Genomic DNA, 20,622 nt, shown 5'->3' on the forward strand with positions numbered 1-20,622 from the left:
TTTTCAGGCTTCGGATCGGCAGCTTTCTCGCCGCGCTGCCAAATGCTGGATGACGGCAGGTTTCGGCTCCTCCATCTCGACCTGCTCATATCCCAAGACCGTCAGCTCATGCTGCTTTGCGTAATCCAGCAATTCCCCCGGTCGCAGCAGGAAATCTGGATTGCTCGGCCGCCCATAACGCTCATTGCCCAAAGCGAAAGTCTCGTAAATCAGCACGCCACCCGGCGCCAAAGCCTGTATCAGATAGGGCATCAGCGGCCGATGGAGATAATTTGCGACCACAATGCCGGCGAAACGGCGTCCCGCCAGCGGCCAGGGGGAACCGTCTTCCAGATTTGCCGCGATGATTTCGATGCGCGGATCGCCTGCCAAGTCGGCGAGGCCCCCAACATCCCGGTCGAGCGCGGCGACCTTATAGCCTAAGCTCTTGAAATAGCGAGCATGCCGTCCCTTCCCGGCGGCAAGATCCAGCACCGGCCCCCACTGCGGGACGGTGTCTGCGAAGCGGATGACCCAGGGAGAGGGTTTTGAGCTATGGGCGGAAAAGCTCGAAGAAGCCGTCATGGCAGCCCCGCAACACTTGCAGTTATCGCCCATATTGCACATCTGTTAACGAAGAGGCACAACAAGATCGCTCGGCTTGGCCAGTGAACGGGACCGATCGACCGTGAAAGCGCTAGTGGACCATGATTCGCTATCAGTTGAAGTGTAAAAAAGATCACGAATTCGACGCCTGGTTCAAGGACGGCCAGACCTGCGACCGGCAGCTCGCGCGCAAAACCATCGAATGCCCAGTCTGTGGCAACAAAACCGTGTCGAAGGCGTTGATGGCGCCGCGGATCGGCAACCAGGAAAAGCTCCGGGAGGAGAAGCGCCAGATGGCCGTGGCTGCCGCTGCCATGCGCGAGCAGTTGCAGCAGATCCGCACGAAGGTGGAAGAGAATTGCGATTACGTCGGCGATCGTTTCGCCGATGAGGCACGCAAGATCCATTACGGCGAGGCCGATCCCCGCGGTATTTATGGCGAGGCTTCCGACAGCGAATTCGAGGAACTCTCCGACGAAGGAATCGAGGTGGCCCGGATTCCCTGGCTGCCCCGTTCGGATGCCTGAGGTCCTGGCCAGCCGCTTTACCGGCTGGCGCACAACATGTAATTCACATCGGTATCGCGACTGCGCGCCCAGCGATCGTTGATCGGCTGATAAGTGACGCCGGAGAGATCGCGTATATCCAGTCCCACCTGCCGCAAGGGGCCTGCGATCTCGGATGGACGCAGGAACTTATGCCAGTCGTGCGTGCCGCGCGGCAGCCAGCGCAGCACATATTCCGCGCCGATAATGGCAAAAGCATAGGATTTCAGCGTCCGGTTCAGGGTCGCGATGAACATGATGCCGTCCGGCTTCATCAGTTCGGCGGCGGTGCGCAGGAAGACTGCCGGATCGCTGACATGCTCGATCACTTCCATGGCAAGGACGATGTCATAGCGATGGCCCGTGGCGACCAGGTCTTCCGCCGCGCAGGGCAGGTAGGTCACCTTGACGCCGGTCTGTGCCGCATGGGTTCGGGCAATGGCGATATTTCGTTCCGATGCGTCGATGCCGGTCGTGGCCGCACCCAGCCGGGCCAGCGGTTCCGCCAGCAGCCCGCCGCCGCAGCCGATATCGAGGGCGCTTAATCCAGCCATCAGCTGATCGTCCGTGCGCCTGCCCGAGCCCTCCGCGGTCCTGCCGAAATGCCGCTCGACCCTCTCGCAAATATAGCCGATACGGACCGGGTTAAGCCGGTGCAGCGGCCGAAAACTGCCATGGGGATCCCACCAGGCCTCAGCCATGGCGGAAAATTTCGCCACTTCCTCCAGATCAACCGTACTACCGCCTTGCGGCGCGTCGCCGGGCCGGGACTTTCCTCCCCCGCCATTAGAGTCGGCTGCACTCAGCTTGGCGCCGCCGGCGCGTTGGGGAAAGGCATGTTCGATGGTCATCGCTTTGCTATACAGCCGTAATAAAGAGGGGAAAATCCGGTACCAAGCTTGCTTCGCCGGTCGCAAATGAGTATGGATACGCGCCGCCGGTAACTCAACGTCTTTGTCACTACCGCGATGCGTCGGTTAAGGACTGCTGCCCGTTATGAATGCGCCCCAAATGACTGAATCGAAGAAGAAACGCCGGGTAGTCATGAAATTCGGCGGTACCTCGGTCGGAACTATTGAACGCATCAAGGCAGTGGCGCAGCGCGTAAAGCGCGAGGTAGAGGCCGGTAACGAAGTTGCGGTCGTAGTGTCCGCCATGTCGGGGCAGACCAACCAGCTGGTCGCCTGGTGCAGCGAATTATCGCCCATGCACGACGCGCGCGAATACGACGCCGTGGTGGCCTCGGGCGAACAAGTCACTTGCGGCCTGATGGCCATTGCCTTGCAGGAAGCCGGCATCAATGCCCGGTCCTGGCTGGGCTGGCAGATTCCCATCCTGACCGATGACGCCCACGGCAAGGCGCGTATCACCCAGATCAAGACCGACGATATGGAAGCGCGTCTGGCCCAGGGCCAGGTGGCGGTGGTGGCCGGGTTCCAGGGGCTCGGCTCGGATAACCGGGTGACGACCTTGGGGCGCGGCGGTTCGGATACCTCGGCAGTGGCCTTGGCCGCCGCCTTGAAGGCAGATCGCTGCGATATTTTCACCGATGTGGACGGGGTCTATACGACGGACCCGCGAATCGTGGCCAAAGCCCGTAAGCTTGATAAGATCACCTATGAGGAAATGCTGGAAATGGCGTCGCTCGGCGCCAAGGTGCTGCAGATCCGATCGGTGGAAATGGCGATGAAGCATCGTGTCCGCCTCCAGGTCCTCTCCAGTTTCGAGGACAAGCCGGGCACCATGGTGGTTGATGAGGAAGAGATCATGGAACAGGAGTTGGTCAGCGGCATCGCCTATAGTCGTGACGAGGCCAAGATCACTTTGCTGCACGTGCCGGACCGTCCGGGGATTGCGGCGGGGATTTTCGGCCCGCTCGCAGAGGCCAACATCAATGTCGACATGATCGTGCAGAACATCTCCGAAGGCGGCGACGCCACCGACATGACCTTCACCGTTTCCAAGGGCGATTTCCAGCGCGCCAAACAGGTGATCGAGGCGAATAAGGGCGAGCTTCAATATAGCGGCCTGATCGCCGATTCGAATGTGGTCAAGGTCTCGGTGATCGGCGTCGGGATGCGCAGCCATGCCGGTATCGCCCAGCGTATGTTCAAGGCTCTGGCGGAAAAGGGCATCAACATTCAGGTGATCTCGACGTCGGAAATCAAGATCAGTGTCCTGGTGGCGGAAGAATATACCGAATTGGCCGTGCGCAGCCTGCATACGGCCTATGGTTTGGATGCCGCCTGAGCGCCGCTTCGATTAAGATCGATTTGGAAACGAGTGAGCGGCTTTAGGACGCGAAAGAGAACGACCGACTAGATGGATCGCAACCAGGACCCGGCAGCGGAAGGGCAGTCCAGATCAGCGCAGCACCAGCTCGCGCTGAAGGAACTCGACCGCCTGTGGCGCCGGGGTACGGAATTCTTGGGTTGCCGCTATGCCATCATGGGCGGCGCCATGACCTGGGTTTCCGAGCGTCATCTGGTATCGGCGATTTCCAATGCCGGCGGTTTCGGCGTGATTGCTTCCGGTTCCATGACGCCTGAATTGCTGGCGGCGGAAATCGAGGCCACCTACAAGCTCACAGGCGCGCCTTTTGGCGTCAACCTCATCACCTTGCATCCGCGCCTTCTGGAACTGGTCGATGTATGCCTCGACCACAAGGTCGGCCACGTGGTGCTGGCCGGCGGCCTGCCGCCCGCCGCGGCGATCACCCGGTTGAAGGAAGGCGGCGCAAAAGTATTGTGTTTTGCCCCAGCCGTCGTCATCGCCAAGAAACTGGTGCGGGCCGGGGCGGACGCCATTGTTGTCGAAGGCATGGAAGCGGGCGGCCATATCGGCCCGGTTTCGACCAGCGTGCTGGCGCAGGAAATCCTTCCCGTCATTCGCGATGTGCCGGTTTTCGTGGCTGGCGGCATCGGGCGCGGCCAGGCGATGCTTGGCTATCTCGACATGGGTGCTGCCGGGGTTCAGCTCGGCACGCGTTTCGTCTGCGCGACAGAATCGATCGCTCATCCGAATTTCAAACGGGCGTTCATTCGTGCCGCGGCGCGCGATGCGACGCCCTCGGTGCAGCTCGATCCGCGCTTCCCCGTCATTCCGGTGCGGGCGCTCGGCAATGAAGGCACCAAGCGTTTCATGGAAATGCAGCGCCAGGTGATCGACCGCTTCAATCGCGGTGAGGTCGATCAGAAGGCGGCCCAGCTTGAGATCGAGCATTATTGGGCCGGCGCCTTGCGCCGCGCCGTGATCGACGGCGATGTCGAGAACGGCTCGCTGATGGCCGGTCAAAGCGTCGGTATGGTGACCCGGGAACAGCCGACGCAGGAAATCCTGCAGGAACTGCTCGACGAAGCCCTCCAAGCCCTTATCGGCCGGCAGGCCACGTCGCGGGCCTGATGAACCAGGCACTCGGGCAATCTGGCGCGCGCATGTTGCTCAAACGCTTGCGCAACGTCATGGCGCGCGGCGGCACGGCCCAACAGCGTCTCAATCAGGTGGTGAAGCTGATCGCCGCCGATATGGTGGCGGAAGTCTGCTCGACCTATGTGATGCGGGCCGGCGAAGTCCTCGAACTCTTCGCGACGGAAGGTCTGAAACAGGAAGCCGTCCACAAGACGCGGCTGCGTGTCGGCGAAGGTCTGGTCGGCGATATCGCCAGCCATGCCCGGCCTTTGGCCCTGGCCGATGCCCAGCATCATCCGCTCTATGCTTATCGTCCGGAAACCGGTGAAGAAATTTATCAGTCGCTGATGGGCGTTCCCATTCTGCGCGGCGGCCGGGTGCTCGGCGTTCTCGTTATTCAGAACAAGACCCGCCGGCAATATGCCGATGAGGAAATCGAGACGCTGGAAACCGTGGCCATGGTCCTTGCAGAACTGCTGGCCGGCGGCGAACTGATCAGCCCTGAGGAACTGCGTCCGGGCGATGGCAATGCGTTACTGCCATTGCGCCTGGAAGGCCTCGTCCTCAGTCCGGGTCTGGCGCTGGGCACCGCCGTGCTGCATGCACCGGAACTGCGGCTGCAGCAGCTGGTGGCCGAAGATACCGATCAGGAAGTCGAGCGTCTGCATCGTGCTATTGCGGAGATGCGCGATGCCATCGACCGCCTGATGGCGTCCAGCGACTTGGCAGCCGGCGGTGAACATCGCGACGTCCTCGAAACCTATCGGATGTTTGCCGAGGACAAGGGCTGGATAAACCGTCAGATCGAGGCGATCAATACCGGTCTCACCGCCGAGGCGGCAGTTCAGAAGGTGCAGAATGATACGCGCGCCCGGATGCGAGAGGTCACCGATCCCTATCTGCGCGAACGGCTCAGCGATCTCGATGACCTCGCCAACCGTCTGTTGAAGCACTTGATCGGCGGCGATTTTGCCGGTGCGGCGCGTCATCTGCCGGATGATGCGATCGTCATCGCCCGCAATATGGGGCCGGCGGAGTTGCTGGATTACGATCGCCAAAAATTGCGCGGTCTGGCTTTGGAGGAGGGGGCGGCGGCCTCGCATGTGGCGATTGTCGCCCGGGCACTGGATATTCCCGTGCTCGGCCGGTGTGGCGGCTTGCTTTCACGGGTGGGCGAAGGCGATCCCCTGGCCCTCGAAGGCGATCATGGGCAGCTTTTCGTGCGGCCGCCGGAAGATATCCACCAAGTCTTTGCCAACAGTCTGCGCCAGCGTGCCCTGCGGCAGGAAGCCTATGCCGCCGTCAAGAATCTGCCGGCCGTGACCCGGGACGGCGTTGAGATCGCGCTTAACATCAATGCCGGCCTGCTGATCGATGTGCCGCAACTCGCCGTGACGGGTGCTGCCGGGATCGGGCTTTATCGCACCGAGATTCCGTTCATGGTGGCGCATGAATTTCCCGATACCCATCGCCAGGCCGAAATCTATCGCAAGGCGCTGGATGCGGCCGAGGGCAAGCCGGTGGTTTTCCGCACCCTGGATATCGGCAGCGACAAGGTGCTTCCCTATTGGCAGCGCGCCGAGGAGGAGAATCCGGCGATGGGTTGGCGGGCGATCCGTATCGCGCTCGACCGACCGGCGTTGCTGCGCCAGCAATTGCGGGCCTTGCTGCTGGCGGCCGACGGGCGCGATCTGCGCATCATGTTTCCCATGGTGACGGAAGTGGCCGAGTTCGACGCCTGCCGCGCCTTGCTCGATCTTGAGCTGCAGCGCGCCGGCGAACGTCAGGTCCGGCTGCCCGCTTCGCTCCAGGTCGGGGCCATGGTCGAGGTGCCGGCCTTGCTTTGGCAGCTCGATGAGTTGCTGAAGCGGGTCGATTTCATTTCGGTCGGCAGCAATGACCTCAAGCAATTCATCTATGCCGCGGATCGGTCGACGCCCAGCGTCAATGACCGCTATGATCTGTTGTCGCCGGCCATGGTGCGGTTGCTGGGGCAGATCGCCGAAGCCAGCCTTGCGACAGGAACCTCGCTCAGTCTCTGCGGCGAGATGGCCGGTGATCCGGTCGGCGCCATGGCGTTGATGTGTCTCGGCTACCGCAATCTCTCGATGACGCCGCCTTCGGTCGGACCGATGCGCGTTATGATCCGCAGCCTGCATCTCGGCCAGCTGTGCGAATACTGGGCGCGGCTGGTTGGTTTGCCCGGCACCGCCGTACGCAACGCCCTCGAACATTTCGCCCGTGACCGCGAGATTGCGATTTGATCGCGTGATCGCCGGCAAGCGACTGGCGTAGGCCGATATGCATTGCCACCTCAAGCTGGTCCCGATATAACCAGCAACCAGTGGCTGATTGATCCTAAGGCTCTTGATTCGCGGCTTTTTCAGGCGAGACTGGTCTTGCTAACTGCTTGTTAAGTCGGCTGAGCGATCTTGGGTGATGCTTGTCAGCATTAACGGATGAGCCGGCGCAACCGGTAAGAAACATGGTCCAGAACGCAGGTTTGGGTGTCGGTTCGCTGCTGCGTCAGCGGCGTGAAGAGTTAGGCCAGGATATCGAAGCCGTATCCCGCCAGTTGCGGATCCGTGCAATTTATATCAGAGCCATTGAAGAGGGTCGGTTGCAGGACCTTCCCGGCACCGCCTATGCGGTCGGTTTCGTCCGGACCTATGCGGATTTTCTCGGTTTCGATGGCAACAGCGTGGTCGCCGATTATCGCGACGAACTGGGCCAGCGCACCCGGACCGAACCGGTCAGCTGGCGCATGGAAGAACGCGAAAGCCATTTTCCCGGCGGCAAGCTCCTGATCGTCTGCCTGATTTTGGCCGGTATCGGTTATGGCGGCTGGTATTACCTGTCGAACACCCCGACCGGGGCCGGCCTGATCGAATCGGTGCCCGATTATTTGAAGAAGGGCGGCGGCGAAGCGGAAACCAAACAGCCGGCTGAAGCACCCAAAACAGCTCAGACGGCGCCCTCGACGAGCGGCGAGGGAGCGGCTGGCGAAACGCCAACGAGCAGCTCCCCTGAATCTGCGCAGAACACGGCCGATAGCTCGGCGAGCGGCGCTACAACGGCGGAGACCGGCTCGGCCGGGGAAACGACAAACAATTCGGACAATGGCGCTGCCACCGGTGGCGAGACCCAAACCGGCGGCACGGAGGAGAACACCACTTCTTCGACGCCCTCGACGGAGGGCACCGAGCCCACCGCGCCCGCCGATACATCGGCCAGTCCGGCAGAGCCGGCCGGTTCTGACGAAGCCGCCCAGACGGCGGCTGCACCGGCGGAAAGCGGCACTGCCTCGCCGGATGTGGCAGCCGCGGCGGCCAGCACTGCGACCCGCGTCAATATCCATGCCAAGCTGGAAAGCTGGGTGCAGATCGTCGATAGGGACGGAAAACCTATTCTCTCCCGTGTGCTGCGGGCCGGGGAGACCTATTCGGTGCCGGATCAGCCGGGCCTGGTCATGAGCACCGGCAATGCCGGGGGCATCGAGATGCTGCTGGATGGCAAACCCCTGCAGAACCTGGGTGCGGTCGGCCTCGTTCGTCGTAATATCTCCCTCGATCCGGACAAATTGGCGAGTGGCGCCGCTTTCCTGAAGACGCCGGCTCCCGCGCCGGCATCCGGCGGTAGCGGCAATTCCGGCGACTAAACCGGCCGCTGCGGCAGTGTGGCGCAGCTTTTGCCGTGTTTTTACAATGCGTTGGCTCCGGGGCTTGAGGCTTGATCTTTTGCCTTCCGCAGCGCATCTTGAGGCCTATATATCCGGTCATTGCCGGACCGCGCGCCCAAGCGGCGCCAGGCGGCCGGGATGGCTGCGCCAACTGCCAGGAAAGATCCGTCATGAGCGTTCGTGCCTATCGAGATATCATGCGTCGCAAGAGCCGCCAGATCCGCGTCGGATCGGTGCTGGTCGGTGGCGATGCGCCGATCTCGGTGCAGACCATGACCAATACCCTGACCACCGATGTCAAGGCGACCGTCGAGCAGATCAAATCGGCCGAGGCGGCGGGTGTCGATATCGTCCGCGTGTCCTGTCCGGATGAAGAATCGACCAAGGCACTGAAGCAGATCGTGCGCGAAGTGAATGTGCCGGTCGTCGCCGACATCCACTTCCATTACAAGCGCGGCATCGAAGCGGCCGAGGCGGGGGCAGCCTGCCTGCGCATCAATCCCGGCAATATCGGCAGCTCGGACCGGGTCCGGGAGGTGGTCAAGGCGGCCAAGGATAACGGCTGCTCGATGCGGATCGGCGTCAATGCCGGCAGTCTCGAGCGCGAATTGCTGGAACGCTACGGCGAGCCCTGCCCGGAAGCTTTGGTCGAATCCGCGCTCACCCATGCGAAGATCCTCGAGGACCACGATTTCCGTGAGTTCAAGATCAGCGTGAAGGCTTCCGACATCTTTCTCGCCGTGGCCGCCTATCAGGGCCTGGCCGAGGCTTGTGATTACCCCCTGCATATCGGCATCACAGAAGCCGGCGGCCTGCGGACCGGCACGGTGAAGTCCTCGATCGGCCTCGGCATGCTACTGTGGTCGGGGATTGGCGATACCGTTCGCGTCTCGCTCTCGGCCGAGCCGGCCGAAGAAGTGCGCGTCGGCTTCGAGATGCTGAAGTCGCTGAACCTGCGCCATCGTGGCGTCAACCTGATCTCTTGCCCCTCCTGCGCCCGGCAGAATTTCGATGTCATCAAGACCGTCGAGGCGCTGGAGAAGCGGGTCGCCCATATCACCACGCCGATGACCGTGAGTGTGATCGGCTGTGTCGTCAACGGTCCCGGCGAAGCCCGCGAGACGATGATCGGCCTGACCGGCGGCGGCAACAACACGCATATGGTCTATATGGATGGCGAGCAGCATCATCGCATCAAGGACGAGGACATCGTCGAGCATCTCGGTCAGATGATCGAGAAGCGCGCCGCCGAACTCGATGCCGCCGATGCCGCCGCTAAAGCCAAGGCCGCGGCGACCGCTGCCGAATAACCCCCGTATCAGAGGAACGTCCCCTTGTCAGATTTGCAGCCGGTTCGCGGCACGCATGACCTATTGCCCGAAGAGATGCGCCGCTACCGTCAGGTTGCCGAGACGGCGCGGCTAGCTGCCGAATGCTACGGCTTTCTCGAAGTAGCGACGCCAATCTTCGAATTCGCCGATGTCTTCAAGCGTACGCTCGGTGATACCTCCGACATCGTCACCAAAGAGATGTACACCTTCACCGATCGCGGCGGCGAAACGATCACGCTGCGGCCGGAAGGAACGGCGGGTGTCGCCCGCGCCTTCATCTCCGGCGGGCTATCGCAGCACCTGCCGCTGAAATTCTTCTATGCCGGCCCGATGTTCCGCTATGAGCGCCCGCAGAAAGGCCGCCTGCGCCAGTTCCACCAGACCGGTATCGAGCTGCTCGGCGTCAAGGAACCGCAGGGCGACATCGAGGTCATCGCGACGGGCGTCGAATTCCTGCGACGGCTCGGCGCCTGGGACCGCTGCGTCCTAGAGCTCAACACCCTCGGTGATACCGAAAGCCGACAGAACTACCGCCGGGTGCTGGTCGAGTATTTCAGCGCTCATCGCGACCGGCTCAGCAAGGACAGCCAAGAGCGCCTGGAGCGCAATCCGTTGCGCATCCTCGATTCCAAGGATGAAGGCGATCAGCGCCTGGTTGGCGATGCGCCTGTCTATAGCGATTATCTGAATGAGGCGAGCCGCGATTTCTTCGCCGCCGTACGCGCCGGTCTGGATGCGCTCGGCATCGCTTACAAGCTCAATCCGCGCCTGGTCCGCGGCCTCGATTATTATTGCCATACCTGTTTCGAGATCACTTGCGATGAGCTCGGCGCCCAGAAGACGGTGCTGGCGGGCGGCCGCTATGACGGCCTGATCGGCCAGATGGGCGGTCCGGAAACCGCTGGTGTGGGCTGGGCCAGCGGCATCGAACGTTGTGGCCTGCTGCTGAAGGAGGTGTCCGCCGCGCGCCGCCCGATCGCCGTGGTGCCGGCCGGCGAGGCCGCGCAACTGCCGGCCTTGCAGCTAGCCGAACGCCTACGCCGTCTGGGCCTGGCGGTCGATCTTGGCTATAGCGGCAATATGGGCAAACGCTTGAAGCGCGCCAACAAGCTGGCGGCACGGGCGGCGGTGATCCTCGGCGAAGACGAATTGGCCAAGGGCGTTGCCACCTTGCGTGATCTCGACAGCGGCGAGCAGCGCGAGGTGCCGCTCGACGCGCTGCCGGGCACGCTTGAAATCTATCGCTGACATCGCTGCAGATCGAGCAGGCCGAGATGGGGTAGGCGAGCGCACATTCCTGGTTGTCGGCGTCAATCACAAGACGGCGCCCGATCTGCTGCGCGACCGACTCCAGGGCGATGAGACCGATGTTTTCCGCCTGCTGCTGCGTTGCCGCGAAAGCGGCTTCGATCAGGCCATGGCGCTGGTCACCTGCGATCGCTGCGAGGTCTGGTGCGCCGTGCCGCCGGCTTCGGTCGATCAGGCGCAGCAGCGCATCGCTGCGCTGATCGGCGAAGCGGCCGATCTCGACGCGGCGGCGATCGGTGTCCATCTGCATCATCTGCAAGACGAAGATGCCTGGCGCTATGCTTTCGCCGTTGCCGCCTCGCTGGAAAGCGAGGTGATCGGCGAGCCCCAGGTGCTTGGCCAGGTAAAGGCGGCACATCAGCTTGCGGTCAAGGCCGGACTGACCGGGCCGGATCTCGACCGCGTGCTGGAAGCTGCCGTGCAGGCGGCGAAACGGGTGCGCAGCGAAACCGCGATCGCCGCGCAATCGGTCTCGATGGCAGCCTGCGTTGTCGCCGTGGTGCGGCAGATGCACGGCGACCTTGATGCGGTCAACGGCTTGCTGATCGGCGATGGCGATATGGGCGAACTGATGGTCGAGCATCTGCGCGCCGCTGGCCTCAACCGCTGGACCGTCTTGCATCATCACGAACGCCTGGCGCGTGCCTGGGCCGAGCGCCAGCGCGGCCACTGGCGTCCGATGGCGGAGCTGGCCGAGGCATTAGCCGGCGGGGACCTGGTGATTTCGGCGCAGGATGCCGCTCGCTTCGTCATCGATCCGCCCATGGTCAAGGCTGCCTTGAAAGCGCGCCGGCGCCGGCCGATCATGTTCATCGATGCCGCCGTACCCGGTGATATCGACCCGGCGGTGAACGATATCTATGACGCTTTCCTCTACGGCCTGGACGATCTCGAGCGTCTGGCCATGGCCGGCCGGCAGCAGCGCCAGGATGCGACCGCCGCCGCCTGGGCCATCATCGAGGAGGCGCTGACGGGCTTTGCCAATCATCGCCAGGCCTTGCAGGTGGTGCCGCTGATCGCCGATCTGCGCCGTGCCTTCGAGGCCCATCGCCTAGAAGTTCTGGCCCAGGGTGCTGCCCTGGATGCGGAAGAGGCGACGCGGCGTTTGATCAACCGGCTGTTGCATCAACCAAGCGTCGCGCTCAAGGAACAAGCCGGCGATCCGGCACTGGAAAATCTGGTGCGGCGCCTATTCGATTTGCGTGGAAACGAGGAGTAACGTGAGTCTCGACGATAAGCTCAGACGGATTGTGAAGCGGCATGACGAGCTGGCGGCCTTGATGGCCAGTCCCAGCCAGAACGAGCCGCAGGATTTTGCCAAGCAATCCAAGGAATATGCCGAGCTCACGCCGGTCGTGGAAGCGGTGCGCAAGCTGCAGCAGAAGCAGCAGGAGATTGCCGATCTCGGAGCCATGGCGGCCGATACCGCCGGCGATGCGGAGATGCGGGCGCTGGCCGAACAGGAACTCATCGAAGCGCGGGAAAACCTGCCGGCCTTGGAACAGCAGGTGAAACTGCTGTTGCTGCCGCGCGACGAGGCCGATGAACGCAACGCCATTCTCGAAGTCCGCGCCGGTACCGGCGGTGAGGAAGCGGCCCTGTTCGCCGCCGTGCTTTTCCGCATGTATGCGCGTTATGCCACCTTGCATGGCTGGCGCTTCGAAGTGATGGATGTGAATGAAACCGGCCTTGGCGGCTATAAGGAAGCAACCGCCTCGATCACCGGGCGCAATGTCTTTGCCCGGCTGAAATTCGAATCCGGCGTGCATCGCGTGCAGCGCGTGCCGGAGACCGAGGCGTCAGGCCGCATCCATACCTCGGCGGCAACGGTTGCGGTGCTGCCGGAAGCCGAGGAAGTCGATGTACAGATCGATGAAAAGGATTTGCGCATCGATGTCTTCCGCTCCAGCGGTCCGGGCGGCCAGTCGGTCAATACCACGGACAGCGCGGTGCGCATCACCCATTTGCCGACCGGCATCGTGGTGCAGCAGCAGGACGAGAAATCGCAACATAAGAACAAGGCCAAGGCGCTGAAGGTATTGCGTGCCCGGCTCTACGATCTGGAACGCAGCCGCAAGGATGCCGAACGCGCCGCCAACCGCAAGACCCAGGTCGGCAGCGGTGACCGGTCCGAACGCATCCGCACCTATAATTTCCCGCAAGGCCGCTGCACCGATCACCGCATCAATCTCACGGTCTATAAGCTTGACCGCATCGTCGAGGGTGAGCTCGACGAAATCATCGAAGCCTTGATCGCCCATGATCAGGCCGAGCGTCTGGCGGAGGTCGAATAATCCGCGTGCGGCAAGAGACCGATATTGCAAGTTTGTTGCGGAGCGCCACCGAGCGGCTGAGCCACGCTGGAATTGAGGGTGCTGCGCGCGAAGCACGGTTGCTGCTCGAACATGCCGCGGGAATTCCCGTCGCGACGCAGATTGCCTTTGGTGAACGTCTGGTCGGTGCGTCCGACGCCGAGGGTTTCGAACGAGTGGTGCAGCGCCGCGCGGCACGTGAACCGCTTTCGCATATTGTCGGCCGGCGGGAATTCTGGTCGCTTGATTTCAGCGTGAATGGTGAGACGCTGGACCCGCGTGCCGATAGCGAGACGTTGATTGAGGCGGTACTGCGCCAATTGTCGGCCAGTGACGTCGATTATCGGCGCAAGCCGTGGTCCTTGATCGATTTCGGCACCGGCACCGGCTGCCTCTTGCTGGCCTTGCTCAGCGAATTGCCAATGGCCCATGGTCTTGGTATCGATATCAATCCTGGTGCCATCGCCGTGGCGGCATCGAATGCGGTACGGCTTGGCCTTGCCGCGCGCGCCAGCTTCCAATGCGGCAATTGGGATCGTGGCATCGACGCGCGCTATGACGTCGTCTTGTCCAATCCGCCATATATCCCGACAGCGGACATAGAAACGCTGCAGCCCGAAGTCGCGCGCTACGAACCGCGCCTCGCCCTTGATGGTGGCGCGGATGGGTTGGATGCCTATCGCGCTCTTGCGCTTGCCGCGGTCAGAGTGAAAGCGTCAAGCGGTTTTGCGGCTTTTGAAATCGGCATCGGACAAGCGAATGATGTTCGTCACATCATGGCCTCGGCAGGGCTGCGGCACATGGCAACTGAAAGCGATTTGCAAGGTCACGAACGCATCGTCATGTTCCGATAACTTGCGGAAAGTAGAGCCGTGCTGAGCGTTTTTTACATGCCTCCCCGGGGGCACAAAAAACTGTTGGAAAAGCGGACCAGAACGGTTTAGGGTCAGCTCCGGCAGTCGGGGTTGATATGACGCGGACCGGGCACCTGCTCCTGGCCAGCGCCCCCCGAAAGTAGCCTCCGGACATAGTCAGTGGGGAATCGCGAAGGACGGCGCGATCTAGCGCGTCCTGGTCGTTGATGCGGCACCCGATGTCGCTGGCGGCCGGATCTCTGCGATACCGATGCCCGATCTTTCGGAACGACGAAGTGATAATGCAATGAAACAAGGCAATAACAATCGCCGCGGTCGTGGTCGTGGGCCGCGCAAGCCGCACGGTCCACATAGCGGCGGGATGAGCAAAGGCAATCAGACCTTTGACAGCAACGGTCCCGAAGTCCGTGTTCGCGGTAATGCCCACCAGGTTTTGGAAAAGTATCTCCAGATGGCCCGCGATGCGGGTTCCGCTGGCGACCGAGTCGCGGCGGAGAATTATCTTCAGCATGCCGAGCATTATTACCGCGTCATTGCCGCCCAAGCGGAAGGACAACGCCCCCGCGTCGGCGGCCGGGAATTGTCGGTGGCCGACGTCAATGTTCAGAATGTGAGCCAGGGCCTTTCTGCGGCGCTTTATTCAGGCTCGGCCAACAATATGGGCATGAATGGCGACGGCGAGATTGCCGGCGAACAGGGCGCCGCACCAGCTAACGGTGCCTATGGCGGCGAGGACAACGGCCGCTTTAATGCATACGAAAACGGTGGCACTCGCGGCAGTACACGTGGTCCAACGAGCCGCGAGGCCGGTCGCGAGAACAACGCGATGCGCGAGAGCCGCGATGCCGGTTCCATGCGCGACGGCAATGGCGAAGATCAGGGCGCACCGGCGCCGGCGCCGGCGCCGCGTCGTGCCCCCCGGGCGGCGCCCGCTCCGGCCGTTGGAGATGAGCAGCCAGACTATCCCGCCGAACTCTTGCCGACGGTTGCTCCGGCTGCCGCCGCCCCCGCAAAGCAGCCCAGCCTGGATCTCGCTCCTGCCGAGGCCGAATCTTCCGCGGAGGGCGCGGAGGCTCCGGCGCCACGCCGCGGTCGTGGACGGCCCCGCGGCTCGTCCAATCGGCGGCCCCGCGCGGCTGCCACCGGTGGCGACTCGGAGGCTCCGGCCCCGGCCGCTGCACCGGCTGAAACAGGCGACTGAAATACGTCACCGGCCGGCGATCGCCCGGTCTGGCTCACAGCAGAATAGCAAAATGGCAGGCCGCCGGCACATCCAGCCGGCGGCCTCTTGTTTGCCATCGCTTCATACCCATATTTCCGTTGGGGTCACCCGGACGAAGTCCTCCAGTTGCACCGGTCTTGGTGCGTCTCGGAAGCTTCGTTTTGAGCTGATCTTGAAGGAGCATCCACGGCGGCGGGCCTCTTGAAGGACGCAGCCGAGAGAGGGCAAAGCGATGGATTTAGAAAAGTTCACCGAAAGATCGCGTGGCTTCCTGCAGGCTGCGCAAACCACGGCGTTGCGCGACGGACATCAGCGCCTGTCGCCGGAACATCTGCTGAAAGTTTTACTCGACGATAAGGAAGGCTTGGCGGCGAATTTATTGACGGCCGCCGGCGCGGATCCTGCGCGGGCTTTATCCGGGGTCGAACGTGAGCTTGGCAAGCTGCCGAAAGTGGAAGGCAGCGGCGCCGGTCAAATTTATATGTCGCCGGAATTGGCGCGCGTGCTGGCCCAGGCCGAGGAGTTGGCGAGCAAGGCCGGTGATGGCTATGTCACGGTCGAACGCCTGCTGTTGGCCCTGGCCCTGGCATCGGAAACGCCATCGGGCAAGGTTTTGAAGGAAGCCGGCGTTACGGCGCAAGGGCTGAATGCGGCGATCAACGATCTTCGCAAAGGACGGACGGCGCAAAGCGCCAGTGCGGAAGAAGGTTATGACGCGCTGAAGAAATATGCGCGCGACCTCACTGCCCAGGCTCAGGAAGGCAAGCTTGATCCGGTCATCGGCCGCGACGAGGAAATCCGCCGCACCATCCAGGTGCTGTCGCGGCGCACCAAGAACAATCCCGTCCTGATCGGCGAGCCCGGCGTCGGCAAGACCGCGATCGTCGAGGGGCTGGCCTTACGCATTGTGCACGGAGATGTGCCCGAAGGATTGCGCAACAAGAAACTGATGTCGCTCGATCTCGGCGCCCTGGTGGCCGGCGCCAAGTTCCGCGGCGAATTTGAAGAACGGCTGAAGGCCGTGCTGCAGGAAATTTCCGCCGCGGCCGGTGAGGTCATACTTTTCATCGACGAATTGCATACGCTGGTTGGCGCTGGTGCGTCCGAAGGTTCGATGGATGCATCGAACATGTTGAAGCCGGCGCTGGCACGCGGCGAATTGCATTGCGTCGGCGCGACGACGCTGAACGAATATCGCAAATACATCGAAAAGGACGCGGCCTTGGCGCGGCGGTTTCAGCCGGTCTTCGTCAGCGAGCCGAGCGTGCAGGAAACCATCTCGATCCTGCGCGGCCTCAAGGAAAAGTACGAACTGCATCATGGCGTCCGCATCACCGACAGCGCCATCGTCTCGGCGGCGACGCTTTCGAACCGCTACATCACCGATCGTTTCCTCCCCGACAAAGCGATCGATCTGGTCGATGAGGCGGCCAGCCGGTTGCGCATGGAGGTCGATTCCAAACCGGAAGAGATCGACGAGATAGACCGCCGCTTGATCCAGTTGAAGATCGAGCGCGAGGCGCTGAAGAAGGAGACTGACCCGGCCTCGAAGGAGCGCCTGGCGCATTTGATTGAAGAGGTCGAAGGGCTGGAGACGGAATCGCGCAGCCTGACGGAGAAATGGAAGTCGGAGAAGCAGAAGCTGGCCGATGCCCAGAAGCTGAAGGAACAGCTCGACCAGGCCCGAAGCGAAGCGGAAGCGGCCCAGCGCAACGGCAATTTCGCCCGTGCCGGCGAATTGACTTATTCGATCATTCCCGATCTGACGCGGCGTCTGCAGCAGGCGGAGCAGGCCGGAGAGCATCGCATGCTGAACGAGGTGGTGAGCGAGGAGGACATCGCCGCCGTCGTGTCGCGATGGACCGGTATTCCAGTCGACAAGATGCTGACCGGCGAACGCGACAAGCTGCTGCAGATGGAACAGGTGATCGGCAAGCGGGTGATCGGCCAGCAGGAAGCCGTCGTTGCCGTCGCCAATGCGGTGCGTCGCGCCCGCGCCGGCCTCCAGGATCCCAGCCGGCCGATCGGCTCCTTCCTGATGCTGGGGCCGACCGGTGTGGGCAAGACGGAGCTGAGCAAGGCCCTGGCCGGCTTCCTGTTCGACGATGACCAAGCCATGGTCCGCATCGATATGTCGGAATTCATGGAAAAGCATGCCGTGGCGCGGCTGATCGGCGCGCCACCGGGTTATGTCGGCTATGAGGAAGGTGGGGTGCTGACCGAGGCGGTCCGGCGCCGTCCGTATCAGGTTGTCCTGTTCGACGAGGTCGAGAAGGCGCATCCCGACGTCTTCAACATCCTGCTGCAGGTCTTGGACGACGGTCGATTGACGGATGGCCAGGGACGGACGGTCGACTTCAAGAACACGCTGATCCTGCTGACATCGAATCTTGGCAGCGACTATCTCGCCAATCTCAAGGACGGCGAGACAGTCGAGGATGCCCGCGCTGCGGTGATGGAGGTGGTGCGTCAGGCTTTCCGGCCGGAATTCCTCAACCGCCTGGATGAGATCGTGCTGTTCCATCGCCTGTCGCGCGGCGATATGACCGGCCTCGTCGATATCCAGTTGCAGCGTCTCCAGGCGCTCCTGGCCGACCGCAAACTGGATCTCGAGTTGGATGACGAAGCCAAAGCCTGGCTGGGAGATGCCGGCTACGATCCGGTCTACGGCGCCCGGCCGCTGAAGCGCGTGATCCAGCGGGAATTGCAGAATCCGCTGGCGGTGCTGCTGCTGGAAGCCAAGTTCAAGCCGGGTGATACAATCCGCGTTAGCGCCGGCAAGGATGGCCTGACGATTGACGGACAGAAGCTCTCAGACGCCGCCTAGGCGCGGCTTAAGCGCTACCGTCTCTCTCAAAGCGAAACGGCCGGACAGATGTCCGGCCGTTTTCGTTTCTCTATAACCGGGAGGTCAGTTCTCGCAACCGTTCGGGCCGGCGCAATCCAGGCCCATGCCCGGCGTTTCGGCGATGAAGGTGTTCCGGCGCTGCTTGGCCAGCTCGGCATCGACCTTCTCGACCTGCGCCTTGAACGCGACCAGCTGCCTGCCTGTCAGCTTGTTGCTGTCGGCGATCTTGACCTTCGACGGATTGACCTGCTGGTTGTCCACCAGGATCTCATAATGCAGATGCGGTCCGGTGGCGCGGCCGGTCTGACCGACATAGGCGATGACTTCGCCCTGCTTCACGCGGTCGCCCTTATGCAGACCAGCGGCGAAGCGGCTGCAATGGGCATAGGCCGTGCTGTAAGTCACGTTGTGCTTGATGCGGACGTAATTGCCGTAACCATTCTTCTGGCCGACTTCGACCACGACGCCGGCACCGGCAGCGAAGATCGGCGTCCCCGTAGGGGCGCCGAAATCGATACCCTTATGCATCTTGCTATAGCCCAGCAGCGGATGCATCCGCATGCCGAAGCCCGACGTGATCCGGGCGCCGTCAATCGGCGTCCGGAGCAGGGATTTGCGAACGGTCTCACCGAGCGCGGTGAAGAATTCGCCCTCGCCGTCATGTTCGAAATAATACATCGGGATCTTCTTCCCGCCGAGGGTCAGCGCCGCATACAGCATCTTGCCGGCTTTGGCGAAGGCGCCGTCCTCGTTTTCATAGCGCTCATACAGCACTTCGAATGTGTCGCCGCCATGAATGTCGCGCTGGAAGTCGACGTCATAGGAGAAGGTCTTGATGACATCGGAAACGACGGCGACCGGTAATCCGGCTTCGCGCCCCGCTTCGAACAGGCTGCTGTCGATTGAACCGGAGACCCGCGTCACCTGCTTGTCCAGCGGCTTGTCGACCGCCTTCGCGACGAAATCGCCGCTTTCGCTGCGTTCCAAGGTGACGTCCTTGGTCACGCTCGGCTCGAAGGAAAGGCCGACCAGCTTGGGCGCGGCGTCCTCATCGCCAGAGGCGGAGGCATCGCTCAAATTGAGCGTGATTTCCTGGCCGGCCTGCAGGGCGCGCGGCGAGAATACATCGGACAGGGCGCCGACCGCATCCTGGGCTTCGTTATAATCGATGCCGGCATCGACCAGGACACCGAACAGGGTTTCGCCCCGCCGGATTTCGACGGTGCGCTGGGTATCGTTGTTTGCCTGGCTACCGCCACCGGAATTGGTCCAGCTGCGCGGCGGATTCGGACGCGAACCCAGATTGAACGCGCTACTCAATTCTTCGATCGACAGGCTGGGCAGCTCGGCGCGATCGTCGCGCGGACTGTCGATCGGGGCCCAGATGGAGGCGGGCGTCGCGGCCGCGGTCTGCGTCGCCGCGCCGTCTTTCGCCATATCGGCTTTGGCTGCTTCGGTGCCTGCCGGCTTTATCGTGACGGGCTGGCTCCAGGGCGATCTCAGTGCGGGTGCAGAGGGGAGTTGTGTCGATGCGGGCGCGGAAGCCGGTTGCGCTTGCGCCGCCGAGGTCTGAGATATCGGCGCCTGCGATGCTGTCTGAGCTTCCGGCGCCGCCCGGTCATCGCGCGCCGAGGGCATATGATTTGCCAGACGGTGGATGGTTTCGGGCTTCGTCAGTGGATCAGCGGTTGAGAAGGCGCGCTCATTCAGGTCATTGACCAGACGCTGCGACCAACTCGGGTCGGTATGGACTTTCTGTTCGAAGGCAGTACTGGCTTTGGCGCCAGAGAATTGCGACGCCTGGACTTGGTCGACCAGCGGCGGCCGTGCGGACCAGACTGCACCGAAGCCGCCCAATGCAACAAAGCCCGCGGCTGTGTACATCAGGTAATGCTTCAGCCTGCCCCAAACTTGGCAACGACTATACAACAAAAGGTTATCCCCCAGCGGAACGCAACGCGGTGTTCAAGAATATGCCTAAAGTCGGATGGTGAACTCTTGGTTAACGAGTCGCCTTTTATCCGTCCCCCACAGCCACGATGGCCTTCCGACGCGGGCGGTGTCAACCATAAATTCTGCAATCAGATCAGAATATTATGTGATTAACGGCGGACTCTTTTCGCAACCTCTTGTTAAGAATTTGCCAGCCCGTCCTCCTAGCCGCTGCGAAATATCTCAGGGGTCGGGGTTGGATTCCAGTCATTGGCTGCCCAAATTGGTCCTAGCAGCGGCCCTGACCTGTTGGAAATCTCCCCAAGCTTTACCGGTATTTGAAAGTCGAGATTTAAAGTTTTGCCGTCTTTTCAGGGATTTAAATAAAAAGTAACGGGAACGGCAAAAAATCTTCAACAAAGGCGTTGACACCTTTCCGGCCCCGCCGTATAAGCCCGCTCCCGACGGCGCGAACGACGGACTGACCGGAACTAAGCGCCTCTGCTAATTGACATTGTTGAGAGAAGAGAAGGGATACGCGGGCGGCGGATCTTGATTGGGCTTAGGCCTGGTATGA

The 20,622-nt window shown here is 62.1% G+C and carries 15 protein-coding genes; 12 read left to right on the forward strand and 3 right to left on the reverse strand.

The genetic code is table 11. The annotated features are described in order from the left end of the window. Positions 1 to 3: 3 nt before the first annotated feature. Positions 4 to 564 (reverse strand): class I SAM-dependent methyltransferase, encoded by a 561-nt coding sequence (locus SMD27_RS06470; protein ID WP_320507502.1) that lies wholly within the window; start codon positions 562 to 564, stop codon positions 4 to 6. A 122-nt stretch (positions 565 to 686) separates the two neighbouring features. Between SMD27_RS06470 and SMD27_RS06475 the strand changes: the two genes are divergently transcribed. Beyond that, positions 687 to 1,112: a DUF1178 family protein gene (locus SMD27_RS06475; protein WP_320507503.1), complete on the forward strand. Its 426-nt coding sequence runs from the start codon at positions 687 to 689 to the stop codon at positions 1,110 to 1,112. A gap of 17 nt (positions 1,113 to 1,129) precedes the next feature. Here SMD27_RS06475 and ubiG read toward each other — a convergent pair whose 3' ends face one another. Further along, on the reverse strand, positions 1,130 to 1,981 hold the full coding sequence (ubiG, locus tag SMD27_RS06480; RefSeq protein ID WP_320507504.1) for a bifunctional 2-polyprenyl-6-hydroxyphenol methylase/3-demethylubiquinol 3-O-methyltransferase UbiG: 852 nt from the start codon (positions 1,979 to 1,981) through the stop codon (positions 1,130 to 1,132). Positions 1,982 to 2,141: 160 nt separating this feature from the next. On the opposite strand from ubiG, the gene SMD27_RS06485 reads away from it, so the two are divergent. The 11 genes from SMD27_RS06485 (at position 2,142) to clpB (ending at position 18,092) form a co-directional block, all read left to right on the forward strand. Then, complete coding sequence (locus tag SMD27_RS06485) at positions 2,142 to 3,380, forward strand: aspartate kinase (protein WP_320507505.1); 1,239 nt, start codon at positions 2,142 to 2,144, stop codon at positions 3,378 to 3,380. A 72-nt stretch (positions 3,381 to 3,452) separates the two neighbouring features. Beyond that, on the forward strand, positions 3,453 to 4,532 hold the full coding sequence (locus SMD27_RS06490; RefSeq protein WP_320507506.1) for an NAD(P)H-dependent flavin oxidoreductase: 1,080 nt from the start codon (positions 3,453 to 3,455) through the stop codon (positions 4,530 to 4,532). A 32-nt stretch (positions 4,533 to 4,564) separates the two neighbouring features. After that, the gene (gene ptsP / locus SMD27_RS06495; protein WP_320507507.1) at positions 4,565 to 6,802 is read left to right on the forward strand and encodes a phosphoenolpyruvate--protein phosphotransferase; all 2,238 of its coding nucleotides are present in this window, start codon (positions 4,565 to 4,567) and stop codon (positions 6,800 to 6,802) included. 221 nt (positions 6,803 to 7,023) lie between these two features. Further along, positions 7,024 to 8,196 (forward strand): helix-turn-helix domain-containing protein, encoded by a 1,173-nt coding sequence (locus SMD27_RS06500; RefSeq protein WP_320507508.1) that lies wholly within the window; start codon positions 7,024 to 7,026, stop codon positions 8,194 to 8,196. A 191-nt stretch (positions 8,197 to 8,387) separates the two neighbouring features. Next, positions 8,388 to 9,527 (forward strand): flavodoxin-dependent (E)-4-hydroxy-3-methylbut-2-enyl-diphosphate synthase, encoded by a 1,140-nt coding sequence (gene ispG / locus SMD27_RS06505; protein ID WP_320507509.1) that lies wholly within the window; start codon positions 8,388 to 8,390, stop codon positions 9,525 to 9,527. 24 nt (positions 9,528 to 9,551) lie between these two features. Beyond that, positions 9,552 to 10,796 carry a histidine--tRNA ligase gene (gene hisS, locus SMD27_RS06510; protein ID WP_320507510.1) on the forward strand — a complete coding sequence of 415 codons (1,245 nt, stop codon included), beginning with the start codon at positions 9,552 to 9,554 and terminating at the stop codon, positions 10,794 to 10,796. Further along, positions 10,780 to 12,075, forward strand: coding sequence for a glutamyl-tRNA reductase (hemA, locus tag SMD27_RS06515; protein WP_320507511.1), 1,296 nt, complete (start codon positions 10,780 to 10,782; stop codon positions 12,073 to 12,075). The genes hisS and hemA overlap by 17 nt, the downstream gene beginning before the upstream one ends. A 1-nt stretch (position 12,076) precedes the next feature. Next, the gene (gene prfA, locus SMD27_RS06520; protein WP_320507512.1) at positions 12,077 to 13,150 is read left to right on the forward strand and encodes a peptide chain release factor 1; all 1,074 of its coding nucleotides are present in this window, start codon (positions 12,077 to 12,079) and stop codon (positions 13,148 to 13,150) included. A 5-nt stretch (positions 13,151 to 13,155) separates the two neighbouring features. Beyond that, the gene (gene prmC / locus SMD27_RS06525; RefSeq protein ID WP_320507513.1) at positions 13,156 to 14,022 is read left to right on the forward strand and encodes a peptide chain release factor N(5)-glutamine methyltransferase; all 867 of its coding nucleotides are present in this window, start codon (positions 13,156 to 13,158) and stop codon (positions 14,020 to 14,022) included. Between the two features lie 307 nt (positions 14,023 to 14,329). Next, a complete protein-coding gene (locus SMD27_RS06530; protein WP_320507514.1) occupies positions 14,330 to 15,244 on the forward strand; it encodes a DUF4167 domain-containing protein in 915 nt (304 codons plus the stop codon). A gap of 253 nt (positions 15,245 to 15,497) precedes the next feature. After that, positions 15,498 to 18,092, forward strand: a complete 2,595-nt coding sequence (clpB, locus tag SMD27_RS06535) for an ATP-dependent chaperone ClpB (protein ID WP_320507515.1) — start codon at positions 15,498 to 15,500, stop codon at positions 18,090 to 18,092. An 84-nt stretch (positions 18,093 to 18,176) separates the two neighbouring features. Here the strand turns inward: clpB and SMD27_RS06540 are convergent, their stop codons facing one another. Then, the gene (locus SMD27_RS06540) at positions 18,177 to 19,997 is read right to left on the reverse strand and encodes a M23 family metallopeptidase (RefSeq protein ID WP_320507516.1); all 1,821 of its coding nucleotides are present in this window, start codon (positions 19,995 to 19,997) and stop codon (positions 18,177 to 18,179) included. Positions 19,998 to 20,622: the final 625 nt, after the last annotated feature.

It is taken from the genome of Dongia soli, from assembly GCF_034044715.1.
Classification (GTDB): Bacteria; Pseudomonadota; Alphaproteobacteria; order Dongiales; family Dongiaceae; genus Dongia_B; species Dongia_B soli.